Source organism: Halomonas sp. M1 (assembly GCF_029581375.1).
Lineage (GTDB): Bacteria > Pseudomonadota > Gammaproteobacteria > Pseudomonadales > Halomonadaceae > Vreelandella.
Window position 1 is genome coordinate 2,269,090 of the sequence record NZ_CP121119.1, and the last position, 14,749, is coordinate 2,283,838.

At 54.3% G+C, this 14,749-nt stretch carries 15 protein-coding genes; 14 read left to right on the top strand and 1 reads right to left on the bottom strand.

Annotated features, from left to right (window positions below; translation table 11 throughout):
- Positions 1 to 9: 9 nt before the first annotated feature.
- The 8 genes from hemE (at position 10) to P8S54_RS10410 (ending at position 8,082) form a co-directional block, all read left to right on the top strand.
- Positions 10 to 1,122 (top strand): uroporphyrinogen decarboxylase, encoded by a 1,113-nt coding sequence (hemE, locus tag P8S54_RS10375; RefSeq protein ID WP_281441689.1) that lies wholly within the window; start codon positions 10 to 12, stop codon positions 1,120 to 1,122.
- Positions 1,122 to 1,982: a polyamine aminopropyltransferase gene (gene speE, locus P8S54_RS10380; protein WP_009098361.1), complete on the top strand. Its 861-nt coding sequence runs from the start codon at positions 1,122 to 1,124 to the stop codon at positions 1,980 to 1,982. Before hemE ends, speE begins: the two co-directional genes overlap by 1 nt.
- 110 nt (positions 1,983 to 2,092) lie before the next feature.
- A complete protein-coding gene (locus tag P8S54_RS10385; protein ID WP_281441690.1) occupies positions 2,093 to 3,103 on the top strand; it encodes an amino acid ABC transporter substrate-binding protein in 1,011 nt (336 codons plus the stop codon).
- A 244-nt stretch (positions 3,104 to 3,347) separates the two neighbouring features.
- The gene (locus P8S54_RS10390; RefSeq protein ID WP_009098359.1) at positions 3,348 to 4,373 is read left to right on the top strand and encodes an amino acid ABC transporter substrate-binding protein; all 1,026 of its coding nucleotides are present in this window, start codon (positions 3,348 to 3,350) and stop codon (positions 4,371 to 4,373) included.
- An 84-nt stretch (positions 4,374 to 4,457) separates the two neighbouring features.
- The gene (locus P8S54_RS10395; protein ID WP_009098357.1) at positions 4,458 to 5,648 is read left to right on the top strand and encodes an amino acid ABC transporter permease; all 1,191 of its coding nucleotides are present in this window, start codon (positions 4,458 to 4,460) and stop codon (positions 5,646 to 5,648) included.
- A gap of 21 nt (positions 5,649 to 5,669) precedes the next feature.
- A complete protein-coding gene (locus P8S54_RS10400) occupies positions 5,670 to 6,770 on the top strand; it encodes an amino acid ABC transporter permease (RefSeq protein ID WP_281441691.1) in 1,101 nt (366 codons plus the stop codon).
- Between the two features lie 85 nt (positions 6,771 to 6,855).
- Positions 6,856 to 7,584 carry an amino acid ABC transporter ATP-binding protein gene (locus P8S54_RS10405; RefSeq protein ID WP_281444094.1) on the top strand — a complete coding sequence of 243 codons (729 nt, stop codon included), beginning with the start codon at positions 6,856 to 6,858 and terminating at the stop codon, positions 7,582 to 7,584.
- Between the two features lie 102 nt (positions 7,585 to 7,686).
- On the top strand, positions 7,687 to 8,082 hold the full coding sequence (locus P8S54_RS10410; protein WP_009098354.1) for a Rid family detoxifying hydrolase: 396 nt from the start codon (positions 7,687 to 7,689) through the stop codon (positions 8,080 to 8,082).
- On the opposite strand, the gene P8S54_RS10415 is transcribed toward P8S54_RS10410, so the two are convergent.
- Positions 8,079 to 8,672 (bottom strand): histidine phosphatase family protein, encoded by a 594-nt coding sequence (locus P8S54_RS10415; RefSeq protein ID WP_281441692.1) that lies wholly within the window; start codon positions 8,670 to 8,672, stop codon positions 8,079 to 8,081. The genes P8S54_RS10410 and P8S54_RS10415 overlap by 4 nt on opposite strands.
- A gap of 158 nt (positions 8,673 to 8,830) precedes the next feature.
- On the opposite strand from P8S54_RS10415, the gene phnD reads away from it, so the two are divergent.
- The 6 genes from phnD to P8S54_RS10445 all read left to right on the top strand — a co-directional run bounded on the left by phnD (position 8,831) and on the right by P8S54_RS10445 (position 14,744).
- On the top strand, positions 8,831 to 9,820 hold the full coding sequence (gene phnD / locus P8S54_RS10420) for a phosphate/phosphite/phosphonate ABC transporter substrate-binding protein (RefSeq protein WP_281441693.1): 990 nt from the start codon (positions 8,831 to 8,833) through the stop codon (positions 9,818 to 9,820).
- Positions 9,821 to 9,877: 57 nt separating this feature from the next.
- Positions 9,878 to 10,684, top strand: coding sequence for a phosphonate ABC transporter ATP-binding protein (gene phnC / locus P8S54_RS10425; protein WP_281441694.1), 807 nt, complete (start codon positions 9,878 to 9,880; stop codon positions 10,682 to 10,684).
- Positions 10,671 to 11,483, top strand: a complete 813-nt coding sequence (phnE, locus tag P8S54_RS10430; protein WP_009098349.1) for a phosphonate ABC transporter, permease protein PhnE — start codon at positions 10,671 to 10,673, stop codon at positions 11,481 to 11,483. Before phnC ends, phnE (P8S54_RS10430) begins: the two co-directional genes overlap by 14 nt.
- Positions 11,477 to 12,286, top strand: a complete 810-nt coding sequence (gene phnE / locus P8S54_RS10435; protein WP_009098347.1) for a phosphonate ABC transporter, permease protein PhnE — start codon at positions 11,477 to 11,479, stop codon at positions 12,284 to 12,286. Before phnE (P8S54_RS10430) ends, phnE (P8S54_RS10435) begins: the two co-directional genes overlap by 7 nt.
- Positions 12,287 to 12,383: 97 nt before the next feature.
- On the top strand, positions 12,384 to 12,815 hold the full coding sequence (locus P8S54_RS10440; protein ID WP_009098345.1) for a host attachment protein: 432 nt from the start codon (positions 12,384 to 12,386) through the stop codon (positions 12,813 to 12,815).
- Positions 12,816 to 12,884: 69 nt separating this feature from the next.
- Positions 12,885 to 14,744 carry a methyl-accepting chemotaxis protein gene (locus P8S54_RS10445; protein WP_281441695.1) on the top strand — a complete coding sequence of 620 codons (1,860 nt, stop codon included), beginning with the start codon at positions 12,885 to 12,887 and terminating at the stop codon, positions 14,742 to 14,744.
- Positions 14,745 to 14,749 lie beyond the last annotated feature (5 nt).

A 14,749-nucleotide genomic window follows, 5' to 3' on the forward strand; every position in this document is an offset into this window, starting at 1 on the left:
CAAGTGTTTATGACCACCACACCTTTGCAAAACGACCGTTTTCTCCGCGCGCTGGCTCGTCAGCCCGTAGACCGCACTCCGGTGTGGATGATGCGTCAAGCAGGCCGTTACCTGCCGGAATACCGCGCCAGCCGTGCCGATGCGGGTAGCTTTATGGATCTGTGCCGCAATCATGACTTGGCCTGTGAAGTCACGCTGCAGCCTTTAGAGCGCTATCCCCTTGATGCCGCCATTCTATTCTCAGATATATTGACGATCCCTGACGCGATGGGCTTGGGGCTTTATTTTGAAACCGGCGAAGGCCCGAAATTCAAGAAAACCGTGCGCACGCCACAAGAGGTTGCCGCACTCACCGTGCCCAACGCCGAGCGCGACCTTGATTATGTGATGCGCGCAGTGTCGACCATCCGTCGTGAGCTCAACGGCCGTATGCCGCTGATTGGTTTTTCAGGCAGCCCTTGGACGCTGGCTACTTACATGGTGGAGGGCGGTTCAAGTAAAGATTTCCGCCACCTGAAAACCATGCTTTACGATACGCCAGACACCATGCACCAGCTGCTGGACACCCTGGCCCACGCGGTAACCGACTACCTGAATGCCCAGATTCGTGCGGGCGCCCAGGCGGTGCAGATTTTTGACACCTGGGGCGGCGCGCTATCTACCCCGGCTTACCTTGAGTTCTCGCTGCGCTATATGGAGCAGATTGTTTCCGGTTTGATCCGCGACCACGACGGACGCCGCGTGCCGGTCATCCTGTTCACCAAAAATGGCGGCCAGTGGCTTGAACACATCGCCTGCGCCGGTGCCGATGCGCTGGGTATCGACTGGTCTACCGAGCTGTCTGACGCCCGCGCACGGGTGGGCCATAAAGTAGCCCTGCAAGGCAACCTCGACCCTAACGTGCTGTTCGCACGGCCTTCTGCTATTCGCGCTGAAGTGGCACGCGTGCTTGAAAGCTACGGCCACGGCCCGGGCCACGTGTTCAACCTGGGCCACGGCATCAGCCAGTTCACTAACCCAGACAATGTCACCGCCTTTATGGACGCGCTGCACGAGTTAAGCCCCCAATACCACCAAGGCATTGCAACGCAAACCAGCGCCCCACGCTCAGGAGCAAAGTAATGAGCGAACTACGTAACGACCAGTGGTTCACCGAGGTATTTGATAGCCACGGCAGCGCTTTCTCGCTGAAAATCTCTGAAAAACTGCTGGATGTACAGAGCCCTTACCAGCACCTAGAAGTGTACGCCACGGAGACCTACGGCAACCTGATGGTGCTGGATGGCTGCGTGATGCTGACCGACCGCGACAACTTCCTCTATCACGAGATGATTGCCCACCCGGCGCTATTCACCCATCAAGACCCCAAGCGGGTGGTGATCATTGGCGGCGGTGACTGTGGAACGCTTAAAGAGGTGCTCCGTCACCCCGGCGTTGAAAAAGTCACCCAAATCGACATCGATGAAGAGGTCACCAAGGCGGCGGAGCGTTTTTTCCCAGCGTTGGTGGAAGCTAACGGCGACCCCCGAGCCGAACTGCTATTTGCCGACGGCGTGAAGTGGGTAGATGACGCTGCCGATGAGAGCATCGATGTGCTGATTATCGACTCCACCGACCCGGTAGGCCCTGCCGAAGGGCTGTTTAAAACCGACTTCCTTAAGCGCTGCCACCGCATCCTAAAAAATGGTGGCGTGATGGTGCAGCAGAGCGAATCACCGCTCTACCACAGCGGCTCTATCATTCGTGAGCTGCGCAACGATATGCGTGAAGCAGGCTTTGATAGCGTGGCCACCCTGCCCTTCCCGCAGCCGGTGTACCCCTCTGGCTGGTGGAGTGTGACCCTGGCGGGTAAAAACGCCAACGTGGAAAGCTTTCGCGAACAAGCTGCCGCCAGCCACGAAATGCCGCTACAGTACTACACAGGTGATGCCCACCGTGGCGCCCTGGCGCTACCGCCCTTTATGCGGAAAGCCTTTGCGTAAGCGAGCGCTAAGGTATTGACAGCGAAGGCCGGGCATTGCTCGGCCTTTTTTGTGCGCTTAGTTTTGTTTGCTAAACCTGTTTGTTTGGCTACCCACGTTAAGGAATAAAAATGAAAAACGTTCGTTGGTTGGGGTTAGGAATCAGCATACTGCTACCCACGGTGGCCATGGCCAGCACTTTGGAAACGGTGCAGAACCGTGACAGCCTTCGCTGTGGCGTCAATGCCGCCCAGCCGGGCTTCTCTTCACTGGATGACGATGATCAGTACCGCGGCCTGGATACCGACGTGTGCCGGGCAGTGGCCGCAGCGGCGCTCGGGGATGCAACAAAAGTAGATTTCGTACCGCTAGACTCTGTAGAGCGCTTTACCGCCCTGCAGTCTGGCGAAGTCGATGTACTATCCCGCACCACCACGTGGACATCAAGCCGTGACACCACCCTGGGCATGCACTTTACCGGCGTTAGTTACTACGACGGCCAAGCCTTTATGGTCGCTAGTGACCTGGGCGTGCAAAGCGCCAAAGAGCTGGATGGCGCGGCAGTCTGCACTCAGTCCGGCACCACCAGCGAACTTAACCTTTCCGATTACTTCCGCATTAACGAGATGACCTACGATCCAGTAGTGTTTGATGCCCCTGAGCAGTCGATTATCGGCTTTGAAGCGGGCCGCTGCGACGTTTTAAGCTCCGATGCCTCCCAGCTCTATGCTCAGCGCATGCAGCTTGCCGACCCCAGCATGGCTGTTGTACTCCCCGAAATCATCTCGAAAGAGCCGCTTGGCCCCGCCGTGCGCCAAGGCGATGACCAGTGGTTCAACATCGTCAAATGGACGCTGTTTGCCATGCTTAACGCCGAAGAATTAGGCGTTAGCCAGGAAAACGTGGACGAGCATCTCACCTCAGAAGACCCCGATGTTATGCGTCTGCTAGGTCAGGACGGTAATTTTGGCGAAGCCATGGGTATTGAGACCGACTGGGCGTACCAAATCGTTAAACAGGTAGGCAACTATGCGGATATTTATGATCGTAACGTGGGTACAGGGTCAGATTTCAATATTGCACGCGGCTTAAACAGTCTTTGGAATGACGGCGGCATTCAGTACGCTCCACCCATTCGCTAAGACGTCCGATTATTAAGCTCTCAGCAGAGAGTATCACCTCTGCATTAGCGGCTACGCACCAAAAAAGTGCGCACGGTAGCCGCTAATGCACTTTCATGCACCACAACTTTGGTAGGAACTTGCTCCGTTTTGCGTTGAAAAGCGCTGAATTTAACGTCGTATCCTTTTTGGCACCTTCCTTGCTAGCTTTTAGTGTCATGCACCTGCATGCATAACGACATTACATCTAGGAAGGGGAACTACCATGTTTAACAAGAAACACTTGGTACTGCTGGCATCTGCGGGCGCCATCACCGTTGCGGGCGTAGCAACTGCGCAGGCCAGCACGCTCGAAGATACCAAATCACGCGGGGCCGTTCAGTGTGGTGTTAGCGATGGCTTACCAGGTTTTTCCGCGCCAGACGATAGCGGCGAGTGGCAAGGTATCGACGTTGACGTATGCCGCGCCGTAGCAGCAGCGGTGCTGGGTGATGCCGATGCGGTTAACTACATCTCCTTAAATGCGGTTGAGCGCTTCACCGCGCTGCAGTCGGGCGAAGTGGACGTACTGTCACGCAACACCACCTGGACCACTACCCGCGATACGACCCTAGGTCTTAACTTTACCGGTGTTAACTTTTACGACGGCCAGGGCTTTATGGTTTCCCGCGACCTGGGCGTTTCAGAAGCCTCTGAGTTAGATGGCGCCGCTATCTGCATCCAGTCGGGCACCACTACAGAACTCAACCTAGCTGACTACTTCCGTGCTAACGACATGGAATTCGACCCGATTGTATTTGATACGTCTGAGCAAACGGTAGGTGGCTTCCAAGCTGGCCGCTGTGACGTACTCACCTCTGATACCTCTCAGCTTGCTGCTCTGCGCATCCAACTAGATGACCCAGATGGCGCCGTCATTCTCTCCGATGTTATCTCAAAAGAGCCCCTTGGCCCGGTGGTTCGCCAGGGCGACGACCAGTGGTTCAATATCGTCAAATGGTCACTCTTTGCCATGCTTAACGGTGAAGAGTATGGCGTTACCAGCGAAAACGCTGAAGAAATGCGCGACTCTGATAACCCCGACATTGCACGCCTGCTCGGCCAAGACGGCAACTACGGTGAAGGCATGGGCTTAGACGCTGACTGGGCTTACAACATCCTAAGCCAAGTGGGTAACTACGGCGAAAGCTTTGAGCGTAACGTAGGAATGGACTCTCCGCTGGAAATCGAACGCGGCGTTAACGCGCTGTGGAACCAAGGCGGCTTCCAGTACGCACCGCCGATTCGCTAAGCGTCTCGATTGACCCCGGCCCGCCCTCCTGTTTAGTGACGGCGGGCCATTTGATTGACCTGCCGTATCGCGGAGACGCTATCCATGTCCGTTCGACCCAACTCTCGCCCGGTCGGCCAAAAGCCTCCCTTCTGGCGAGACCGCGCTAAGCGCGCTCTTATTTTTCAGTTACTCCTTGTGGCCGCTGTCGCCGCTTTTTTGCTCTATATCGTCGGGAATACCCAGGACAACTTATCCGCACGTGGCATTACTACCGGGTTTGGTTTCCTAGGTAACACCGCAGGCTTTGGGATAGTTCAGAGTCTGATCGACTACTCATCCCAAAGCACCTACGGCCGCACGTTTGTCGTGGGCCTGCTCAACACCCTATTGGTAGGGGGTTTAGGGGTCTTAGCGGCGACCATCATTGGGTTTATTGTCGGGATTGCCCGCCTGTCGCCTAACTGGTTACTTGCCCGCTTAGCCAATGCGTATATCGAAACCTTTCGTAATATCCCACTGCTACTGCAAATTTTCTTCTGGTACTACGCAGTGCTTCGCACGCTGCCCAGCGCCAGGGACAGTCTCGCCTTTGGTGAAGTTATCTTCCTCAACGTGCGCGGCCTCTACCTGCCTGAACCGCTCTTTGAGTCAGGCTTTGGCCTCATCCCCGCAACCTTTATGGCCGCGGTCATTGCCAGCATTGCGCTGGTTGTTTGGAACAAACGCCGCCATGAGGCAACCGGCAAACGCATCCCAGCTTACTGGATTTCGTTTGCGTTAATTTTCGGCTTACCCATGCTGGTATTGGTGGCCACGGGTGTGCCGGTTACTTGGGATGTGCCAGAGCTGCGTGGCTTTAACTTCCGCGGTGGCATTACGATCATTCCTGAGTTCCTCGCTTTATGGCTTGCGCTGTCGATTTATACCGCCTCGTTTATCGCCGAAATTGTGCGCTCAGGCATTCAGGCCATTTCACACGGCCAAACCGAAGCCGCCCAGGCGCTTAGCCTGCCGCGCAATCTAGTACTGCGCTTAGTGGTCATTCCCCAGGCGCTGCGTGTGATTATTCCGCCGCTCACTAGCCAATATCTAAACCTGATCAAGAACTCATCGCTGGCCACGGCCATTGGTTACCCAGACCTTGTCTCGGTGTTTGCAGGTACCACGCTGAACCAGACCGGCCAAGCCATTGAGGTCATTGCCATGACCATGGCGGTCTATCTGACCATCAGCCTACTGGTGTCCATGTTTATGAACTGGTTCAACGCCCGCGTGGCGCTGGTTGAACGCTAGGCCAATGGCGAGGAAATACACATGATTCATAACCAATCGATGATTGATCCGAGGCCCGCCCCCAGTAGTTCAGTGGGGCCAGTCGCGTGGCTGCGCACCAACCTGTTTAACGGCCCAATCAATACCATCTTTACGCTTATCGGGCTTTACGTGCTGTATCTTTTGGTCGTGCCCACCGTGCAGTGGGCGTTTATTAACGCCGACTGGGTCGGCACGAGCCGCGACGACTGCTCACGTGAAGGCGCTTGCTGGGTATTTGTCAATGCCCGCTTTAGCCAGTTTATTTATGGCCTTTATCCGCGCACAGAAATATGGCGCGCTAACGTGGTGTTTGCGGGTTTCTTTGCGCTGATTGCATGGCTGGCTATTCCCAAGCTGCCCTTTAAACGCTGGGTGGCGGTGTTTGCCTTAGTGGGCTTTCCGGTAGTGGCCTACGTGCTGCTCCACGGCGGCTACTTCGACCTGCCCCGCGTACCCACTCACCGCTGGGGCGGTTTAATGCTGACCCTGCTGTTGGCCACCGTCGGTATGGTGGGCGCGCTACCCATTGGTATTGTGCTGGCATTGGGGCGGCGCTCTAATATGCCCATCGTCAAAAGCTTCTGCGTAGTATTCATTGAGTTTTGGCGCGGTGTGCCGCTGATTACCGTCCTGTTCATGGCCTCGGTAATGCTGCCGCTGTTCTTACCCTCAGGAATCAGCGTTGACCGCTTAGTACGTGCGCTTATCGGCCTTACGCTGTTCCAAAGTGCCTATATGGCTGAGGTTATCCGGGGTGGTTTACAGGCTATTCCCAAAGGCCAAGAAGAGGCTGCGGCCGCGCTAGGGATGACCTACTGGAAACGCATGGGGCTGATTGTGTTACCCCAAGCGCTAAAGATGATGATTCCAGGCATCGTGAATACCTTTATCTCGCTGTTTAAAGACACCACGCTGGTCATGATTATCGGCTTGTTTGACCTATTAGGGATCGTGCAAGCGGCACTGTCCGACTCTCGCTGGCTGGGATTCTCGCTAGAGGGCTATGTATTTGCCGCGTTTATGTTCTGGATCTTCTGTTTCAGCATGTCGCGCTATAGCCAGTACTTAGAACGCAAGCTACACACCGGCCATAAGCGCTAACGCCGCTTTTATTAACGATTTTTAGCAGGATACTGACATGACACAAGCAGCCACCAACGTCTCTGGCACACGTACTTCTGATCTGATGGTTGAAATGCGCGGCGTTAACAAATGGTACGGCGACTTTCACGTGCTACGCGATATCGACCTAGAGGTTAAACGCGGTGAGCGTATCGTTATATGTGGACCTTCTGGCTCGGGTAAATCCACGTTGATTCGCTGCATCAATCATTTAGAAGAGCACCAGCAGGGTGAAATCGTGGTGGGCGGCGTGCCGCTGACCCAGGACGTTAAGCGTATCGAGCAGATTCGTCGCAGCGTGGGCATGGTCTTCCAGCACTTTAACCTCTTCCCCCATTTATCGGTGCTGGAAAACTGTTGTATCGCGCCCATGTGGGTGCAGAAAAAGCCGCGCCGCGAAGCAGAAGAGATGGCCATGCAGTACTTAGAGCGGGTGCGCATTGCCGAGCAGGCCAAAAAGTATCCCGGACAGCTTTCAGGCGGCCAGCAGCAGCGGGTGGCGATTGCCCGCTCGCTGTGTATGCACCCCGATGTGATGCTTTTCGACGAGCCCACCTCCGCCCTTGACCCTGAAATGATTAAAGAAGTGCTAGACGTCATGGTCGAGCTGGCCAATGAGGGTATGACCATGCTTTGCGTGACCCACGAAATGGGCTTCGCCAAAACCGTCGCCGACCGGGTGATTTTTATGGATCAGGGGCAAATCATTGAGGAGAACGCGCCTGAGCCGTTCTTTAATACCCCACAGTCTGAGCGCACGAAGCTGTTCTTAAGCCAGATTCTGGGACACTAAGTACGGGAATGGGTAAGACAATGGGCCTCATCGCAGGCCCATTTTTGTATTTCATTTATAACTAGCATCGCCGACACATCGACATAAGAGAGACAGTTTACGATGGAAAAGCTATTTATCGACCGCGCGCCACAGCCGATTGCGCCCTTCTCCCACGCATGCCGGGTGGGAGATTTGGTCTTTATTACCGGCCAAATGCCCACTGTTCCGGAAACCAACGAAATGCTGCTGGGTACGTTTACCGAACAAACCCACCGCGTGATGCAAAACCTAGCGATTGTGCTGGAAGAGGTGGGCAGCAGCTTTGAGTACGTGGTTCAGTCACGGGTATTTATTACCAACATGGGCCACTTTGACGAGGTAAATGGTGTATATGCCAGCTACTTCCAGAAGCCGCTGCCTACCCGCACCTGTATTGGCGTTACCGGCCTTGCCGGCGGTGCGGACGTAGAAGTGGACATGATTGCCTGGATTCCGCCCAAAGAAAGCAACGCTTAACCGCCCAGCCGGGTAATACTCGCGGGCAGTAGTGCGGCCTGCTCACGGTGTTGCGTCAGCGGTTTATTGGCCAGCGCAGTGAGCAGTATCTGTAACGGATCCCCATGACTAACCACCAGCACCGTCTCGCCGCTGCACTGCTGCTCTAGCCCCTCGATCACTGCACACAATCTCGCTGCTACGCGGCTTACGGCTTCCACTTGGTATTGCTGATGGTCGGCATCCTGAGCATCTAGCGCCCATACATCGGGGTAATATCGATCTGCCTGGCCATCAAGCTCACCAAAATAGCGCTCACGCAGGCGCTGCTCTTTCTCCAGCGTTAAACCAAAGGCACTGGCAACCCTTTCAGCGGTTTGTGTTGTACGTAAAAAGTCCGAATGCACTACCCGCGTCGGGGTTGTCCACTGCCAATCTTCTACCGTCTCAAGCAGTTGCTGTTCTCCCAAAGCAGAAAGCCCAAACGCGTTAAGCCCCCTTTCAGGCGAGCTAATAATTAAGCCCTGCTCATTGGCTTGGCTATGCCCATGACGCATCAAGAGATAGCGGTTTCGCCAATGATAGGAAGAGGTTCTGAAAGTGTTTGACATATCTTTGCAACAAATCCTAGATTGAAAGGGATCGTTTTCGAAAAATAAACATCTAGCATTACAAATGTCCACTTACGAAACGCACGCCAAGCAAAAGAAAGCGTTAAACGCGATAGTGGATAGCAAAACACAAAAATAACGCATATAAGAGGCTAACTATGGAAACATCACGTTTCTGCAAGCGCCCGCTTGCTATGTTCGCGGCTGCATCACTGCTCCCCTTCGCACTGCTTTCTACCCACGCCTTCGCAGAATGCGAGCGCGGCGATCTTGACACTATGTTCTGCGACGAAGATGGCGATATGGTCGCTGACCGGCCAAGCGATGAGTCAAAGTGGGTCAACCCAGACACCCTTATTTTTGCTTATACGCCCGTAGAAGATCCTGCCATTTATTCAGACATCTGGCAGCCTTTTATTGACCACTTATCTGAGGTTACCGAGCGTAACGTGCGTTTCTTCGCGGTACAGTCCAACGCTGCACAGGTTGAAGCCATGCGCAGCGGGCGATTGCATATCGCCGGTTTCTCAACCGGGCCAACCCCATTTGCCGTTAATTTAGCAGGTGCGGTGCCTTTTGCGTTGATGGGCTCCGACGACGGCCAGTTCGGCTACACCCTGCAGATGTTCACCCACGTGGACTCTGACATTGAGAGCCTTGAAGACCTTAAAGGTAAACGGGTAGCCCACACCTCGCCTACCTCTAACTCTGGCAACTTGGCCCCGCGTGCCTTGCTGCCCGAACTAGGGATCACGCCAGAGGAAGATTACGACGTGGTCTACTCCGGCAGCCACGACCAGTCCATGCTGGGTGTTGTAGCGCGTGACTACGACGCAGCGCCGGTCGCTTCTGAAGTTGTCGAGCGCATGGCAGCACGGGGGCTTTACGATGAAGAGGATGTTCGGCTGATTTATGAATCAGACCGCTTCCCTACGACCTCCTATAACTACGCCCATAACTTGCACCCAGACCTCGTGGAGAAAATCGAAGAAGCCTTTTTTACCTTTGACTTTGTCGGCACCGAACTTGGCGAAGAGTTTGAGGGCGTCGAGAAGTTTATTCCGATTAATTACAAAGATAACTGGCAAGTGATTCGCACCATCCAAGCCGCTAATGACGTGCGTTATACGCGGGAAAATTTGGAGTAACGCGTACCGCGCCGCTGCTCGCGGCGCGGTTCTTCGTTTATCGATGGAAGCGAACCCATGCTGGAAATTACAAATCTGGTCAAGCGTTATGGCCACAACGAGGCGGTGCTAAAAGGCCTCGATCTCAAGGTAGAAGACAATAGCGTTGTGTCTATCGTAGGCGCTTCCGGTGCCGGTAAAAGCACCATGCTGCGCTGTATCAACCGCTTAGTAGAGCCCACGTCAGGCTCGATCAAACTCAACGGTGCCGAGCTGGTTAACGTGAAAGGGGCTGAGTTACGCCGCGCCCGGCGCAAAATTGGCATGGTATTCCAAGGCTTTAACTTACTTGACCGACTCACCGTCATGGAGAACGTGCTCGCCGGGCGACTTGGCTACGTTAATCTCTACCAAGCCATTTCGCGTCGCTACCCGCCAGCCGATATAGAGCGCGCCTTTACCCTGATGGAGCGAGTGGGCATTGCCCATTACGCCAATAAGCGTGCCGATGAGCTTTCCGGCGGTGAACGCCAGCGCGTAGGGGTAGTGCGGGCATTAATGCAAGAACCCGACCTGTTGCTGGCCGACGAGCCAACGGCATCGCTAGACCCACGTACGTCGGAACAAATCATGATCTTGCTGCAGAGCCTTGCCAGTGAGCTTTCGCTGCCAGTATTGATCAACATTCACAACGTTGCCCAGGCAAAAACCTACACAGAGCGCATTGTCGGCCTGCGCCACGGCAAGATGATTTTTGACGGGCGGCCCGCAGACTTTAACAAAGACGCGCTAGATGCCATTTATGGTGGCATTGAGGCACCGGATGAAACGGTTTCCGAGCAGCCGCACCGCTCAGCGGAGGTAGAACGCCATGACTCCGCCTGACCCCCAACCCCATGTGCCTCGCACCTGGAAAAAGCCGCCGTTTATTGCCAACCCCTTTATTCGCTACGGCATTTTTATTGTCGCCGCGATTTATCTGGTGTGGGCTTTCGGTTCTTTGCCGTTTAACTGGGCACGCATTTCGGAAGGCCTACCTAGGGCTGCCCGCATCTTTAGCGGCGGCTTCCCACCAAGCTTTGAGCGCTTTGGCCTGCTGCTCACCGGGTTTAAAGAGAGCTTTCAAATCGCCATTCTGGCAACGCTCTTGGGTGTGCTGCTCTCGATTCCTTTTGCGGTGATGGCCGCACGTAACATTGCCCCCCTACCGATCTACTTAATTGGCCGTTCGGTGATCATTATCTCGCGCAGCTTTCACCCAGTGATTGTGGCCATTTTATTTGTCGCAGCGGTGGGCTTTGGGCCGCTGGCAGGTATTTTAACGCTCACCCTCTACTCCATTGGCTTTGTAGGCAAACTGCTGGCCGAAGAGATTGAGGAGATTGACTGGGGGCAAGTAGAAGCCATGCGCGCAGCAGGTGCAGGCTATATAGCCACACTGTATTACGCGGTCTTCCCACAAATATTACCCCGCCAGGTTGGTTTATCAATGTATCAGCTTGACAGCAATTTGCGCGCCTCTGCGGTGGTTGGCATCGTCGGGGCCGGGGGTATCGGTGGCACGTTAATGAATGCCTTTGGCCGTTACGATTACGACTTCGCCTTTGCGATTCTGCTGATCATTATTGCGGTTATTTTGCTCAGTGAAGGCATCAGCGGCTGGGTAAGGAAAAAAATATGGTAGATCACGCACAGCAACTCGCCGACCGCGTTTGGCAACGCTACGACCGTAAAGAGAGGCTCATCCGCTATGCGGTGCTACTAGGCACGTTAATGCTGGTGTTCTGGGCTGTTCGCGATATTGATATATTCTGGCCCTGGGTGTGGGACGCTCCCAATCAAATGTCGAATTTGGGTGCGCGCATGTGGCCCCCGAGCGCTGCCGGGCTAAGTAATATTTTGAACGCGCTGCTGGAAACGGTGCATATCGCGACGCTCGCAACCTTTCTCACTATTTTTCTAGCCCTGCCGGTGGCCTATATCGCTGCCCAAAACACCACGCCCAATCGTGCGTGCCTGTGGCTCGGGCGCTTTATTCTGGTCTCAAGCCGCTCGGTTAATACAATTATATGGGCGCTGTTATTCGTGGCCATTTTTGGCCCCGGCGTGTTAGCAGGGATCCTGGCGATTGTGTTTCGCTCGATAGGCTTTATCGGCAAATTAATGGGCGAAGCCATTGAGGAAATCGATCGCCGACCGGTGGAAGCTATGGAAGCCACCGGTGCTTCCAAAGCCAAAGTGGTTGCCTACGCTATTGTGCCCCAGGTGATGCCGGCCTTTTTCGCCATTGTGATTTTGCGTTGGGACATCAACATTCGTGAGTCCACCGTGCTAGGGCTCGTGGGCGCTGGCGGTATTGGCGTGATTCTTCAGGGCGCTATCGATACCTTTGCCTGGCCCACTGTTGCCACCATTTTGATCGCGATCATCGTGCTTGTACTGATTGGCGAGGCAATTACCAGCTTACTGCGCAGCAAGGTACTTTAACTCTCCAAAACATGTTTTAGCCCTCGCAAGTGTTTGACCAAACGGCAAACGCTTGCCATGGTTAAGAGGCAACTAATGACAAGGAGGACGTATGACGATGACCACCTATATTGTGGTAGCCGATGCCGCCCGTGCGCGTATTTTCACCCGTGATGCGCTAAACCTCGTTGAACAGGAGAGTTTGGTACATGCGGAAGGACGGCTGCATGAAGGAGATTTAATCACTGATCGTCGTGGCGCCGATGTCCATGAGTCAATGTCCACTACGTCACGCTCCTCCGGTGAAGAGGGAGCCGCTTCAAAACATGAGAACGAGCTGTTTGCTAAAGAAGTGGTTCAGCGCCTTTATACCGCTCGGGTGGAAAACAGCATGGAAAAGCTGATTATGGTTGCGCCGCCTAAGTTTCTAGGCCTACTGCGTGAAAAACTTGATAACCCCACTCAAAAGCTGGTTATTCACACGCTCTCTAAAGATCTAAGCAAAGCCTCTGTGCAGGATATTCAAAACGCGGTAAGCGATTTGCGTTAATCGTCACTCAAGTCGTGGTCGTTCTCGCCGATAGAGCTTTGGTATCCAGCCATCCTCGAGAGAGCGACCATGTTTTCCTCCCTTCGCATACGAATCTTACTTGCTGCCCTAACGGCAATTACCCTCGCTCTGATTATTAACGGCATTGCCAGCTATACCACTGTTAAGCATCACAACAGTCAACAAATTAGCCGTAACTTAAGCGCCGTCGTAGACGGCAACACACAAGCCATTAATGAGTGGTTTAACGCCCGTTATACGATGCTCGCCAGCATGGAAGATACGGTCGCTAGCGACTCCCCACTGGCTGCATTACGTCAGCTAGCTGATTCCGGCAGTTTTATGTCCACCTATATTGCCTACCCTTCTACATCAGCGGCCGTATTTTCTGACGAATGGCAACCCCCCAGTGATTACGACCCACGGCAGCGCCCTTGGTATCTAGAGGCTGCTGAAGCACAAGATACTATTATTACAGCGCCTTATGTGGATGCTCAATCAGGTGGATTGATTGTTACCTTTGCACGCCCTTTCTACCAAAACGGTCAGCTTGCCGCCGTTATTGGTGCTGACATTAGCATTGGTGACGTCATCGATATCGTCTCAGGCATTGCGCCTACGCCTTCCAGTTTTGGCTTTTTAACAACAGAAGACGGCACCCTCGTCGCCCATCCTGATGCTGAATTAACGCTTGAAGCTTCCACGCAGTTGAGTGGAGACCTTACCAATGAACGCCTTAGCCAAATCATCCAAGGCAATGAGCCCCAAGCACTTAAGCTGCAAAACAGCGATAAGCTGCTTATGGGGAGCTATGTCGGCGGCAGTAGCGGTTGGCAGCTCATCGTTGCACTCGATGAACAAGAAGCGACCGCAGGGCTGCGCGCCATTGCCACCACATCGATAGTAACGCTGCTAATTGTCGCCGCCATTACCGCAGTTGTCTTTAGTATGCTGCTCTCACTGCTGCTGCGCCGCTTACTCGGGGTGCGTAATGCAATGGATAACATTGCCTCTGGAGAGGGCGATTTAACCCAGCGCCTGCCAGAAGAGGGCAACGACGAGGTTTCCCAAATCGCCAGCGCCTTCAACCGTTTTGTCGGCAAAATGGAAGCGGTATTGATCGATGTACGCACCAGCAGCGAGTCGGTTCACCATGCGGCAAACGAAATCGCCCTGGGCGGCCAGGACTTATCCCGACGTACCGAGAACGCAGCGTCTAATCTGCAGGAAACCTCTGCCTCAGTGGAGCAGATAACGAGCACGGTCGAGCACACCGCCGCCTCCGCTCAAGAAGCCAACAAGCTCTCCCATACAGCCTCGAAAGTGGCTAAAGAAGGAGGACAAGTGGTGGCTAACGTGGTCATTACCATGGAAGACATCTCCCAGTCTTCCAACAAAATTGGTGAGATCGTCACGCTCATGAACAGCATTGCCTTTCAAACCAACTTACTGGCCCTCAACGCCTCAGTAGAGGCCGCCCGGGCGGGGGAGCATGGCCGAGGCTTTGCGGTCGTGGCCGATGAAGTACGCAAATTAGCAGGGCGCAGTAGTGACGCGGCCAACGATATTCAGAAATTGATCGAAGATTCACAAAGCAAAGTGAATAACGGCACCACATTAGTGCAAAACGCAGGGGCTACCATGCAGGATATCGTGGCCCATATTACCCGTGTTGCTGATGTGCTGGAGGAAATCAACTCCGCGACTAGCGAGCAGAGCGATGGCATTAAGCAAGTCAATATCGCCGTGGCGGAACTTGACCGTATGACCCAAGAGAATGCCGCCATGGTGGAAGAGTCCACTACCGCTGCGGAACAGCTAAAAGAGCAGGCCGATCACCTTAAGGGCACCATCAGCAGCTTTAAGCTGTCGTCAGCAACGCCCCAGGCACTTGAAAGCCCTCGCCCATATATGGCCTTAAAGGGATAGCCACG

Coding starts and splice junctions, on each gene's coding strand:
- hemE (WP_281441689.1), top strand. CDS start 10: ATGACCACCACACCTTTGCAAAACGACCGTTTTCTCCGCGCGCTGGCT.
- speE (WP_009098361.1), top strand. CDS start 1,122: ATGAGCGAACTACGTAACGACCAGTGGTTCACCGAGGTATTTGATAGC.
- P8S54_RS10385 (WP_281441690.1), top strand. CDS start 2,093: ATGAAAAACGTTCGTTGGTTGGGGTTAGGAATCAGCATACTGCTACCC.
- P8S54_RS10390 (WP_009098359.1), top strand. CDS start 3,348: ATGTTTAACAAGAAACACTTGGTACTGCTGGCATCTGCGGGCGCCATC.
- P8S54_RS10395 (WP_009098357.1), top strand. CDS start 4,458: ATGTCCGTTCGACCCAACTCTCGCCCGGTCGGCCAAAAGCCTCCCTTC.
- P8S54_RS10400 (WP_281441691.1), top strand. CDS start 5,670: ATGATTCATAACCAATCGATGATTGATCCGAGGCCCGCCCCCAGTAGT.
- P8S54_RS10405 (WP_281444094.1), top strand. CDS start 6,856: ATGGTTGAAATGCGCGGCGTTAACAAATGGTACGGCGACTTTCACGTG.
- P8S54_RS10410 (WP_009098354.1), top strand. CDS start 7,687: ATGGAAAAGCTATTTATCGACCGCGCGCCACAGCCGATTGCGCCCTTC.
- P8S54_RS10415 (WP_281441692.1), bottom strand. CDS start 8,672: ATGTCAAACACTTTCAGAACCTCTTCCTATCATTGGCGAAACCGCTAT.
- phnD (WP_281441693.1), top strand. CDS start 8,831: ATGGAAACATCACGTTTCTGCAAGCGCCCGCTTGCTATGTTCGCGGCT.
- phnC (WP_281441694.1), top strand. CDS start 9,878: ATGCTGGAAATTACAAATCTGGTCAAGCGTTATGGCCACAACGAGGCG.
- phnE (WP_009098349.1), top strand. CDS start 10,671: ATGACTCCGCCTGACCCCCAACCCCATGTGCCTCGCACCTGGAAAAAG.
- phnE (WP_009098347.1), top strand. CDS start 11,477: ATGGTAGATCACGCACAGCAACTCGCCGACCGCGTTTGGCAACGCTAC.
- P8S54_RS10440 (WP_009098345.1), top strand. CDS start 12,384: ATGACCACCTATATTGTGGTAGCCGATGCCGCCCGTGCGCGTATTTTC.
- P8S54_RS10445 (WP_281441695.1), top strand. CDS start 12,885: ATGTTTTCCTCCCTTCGCATACGAATCTTACTTGCTGCCCTAACGGCA.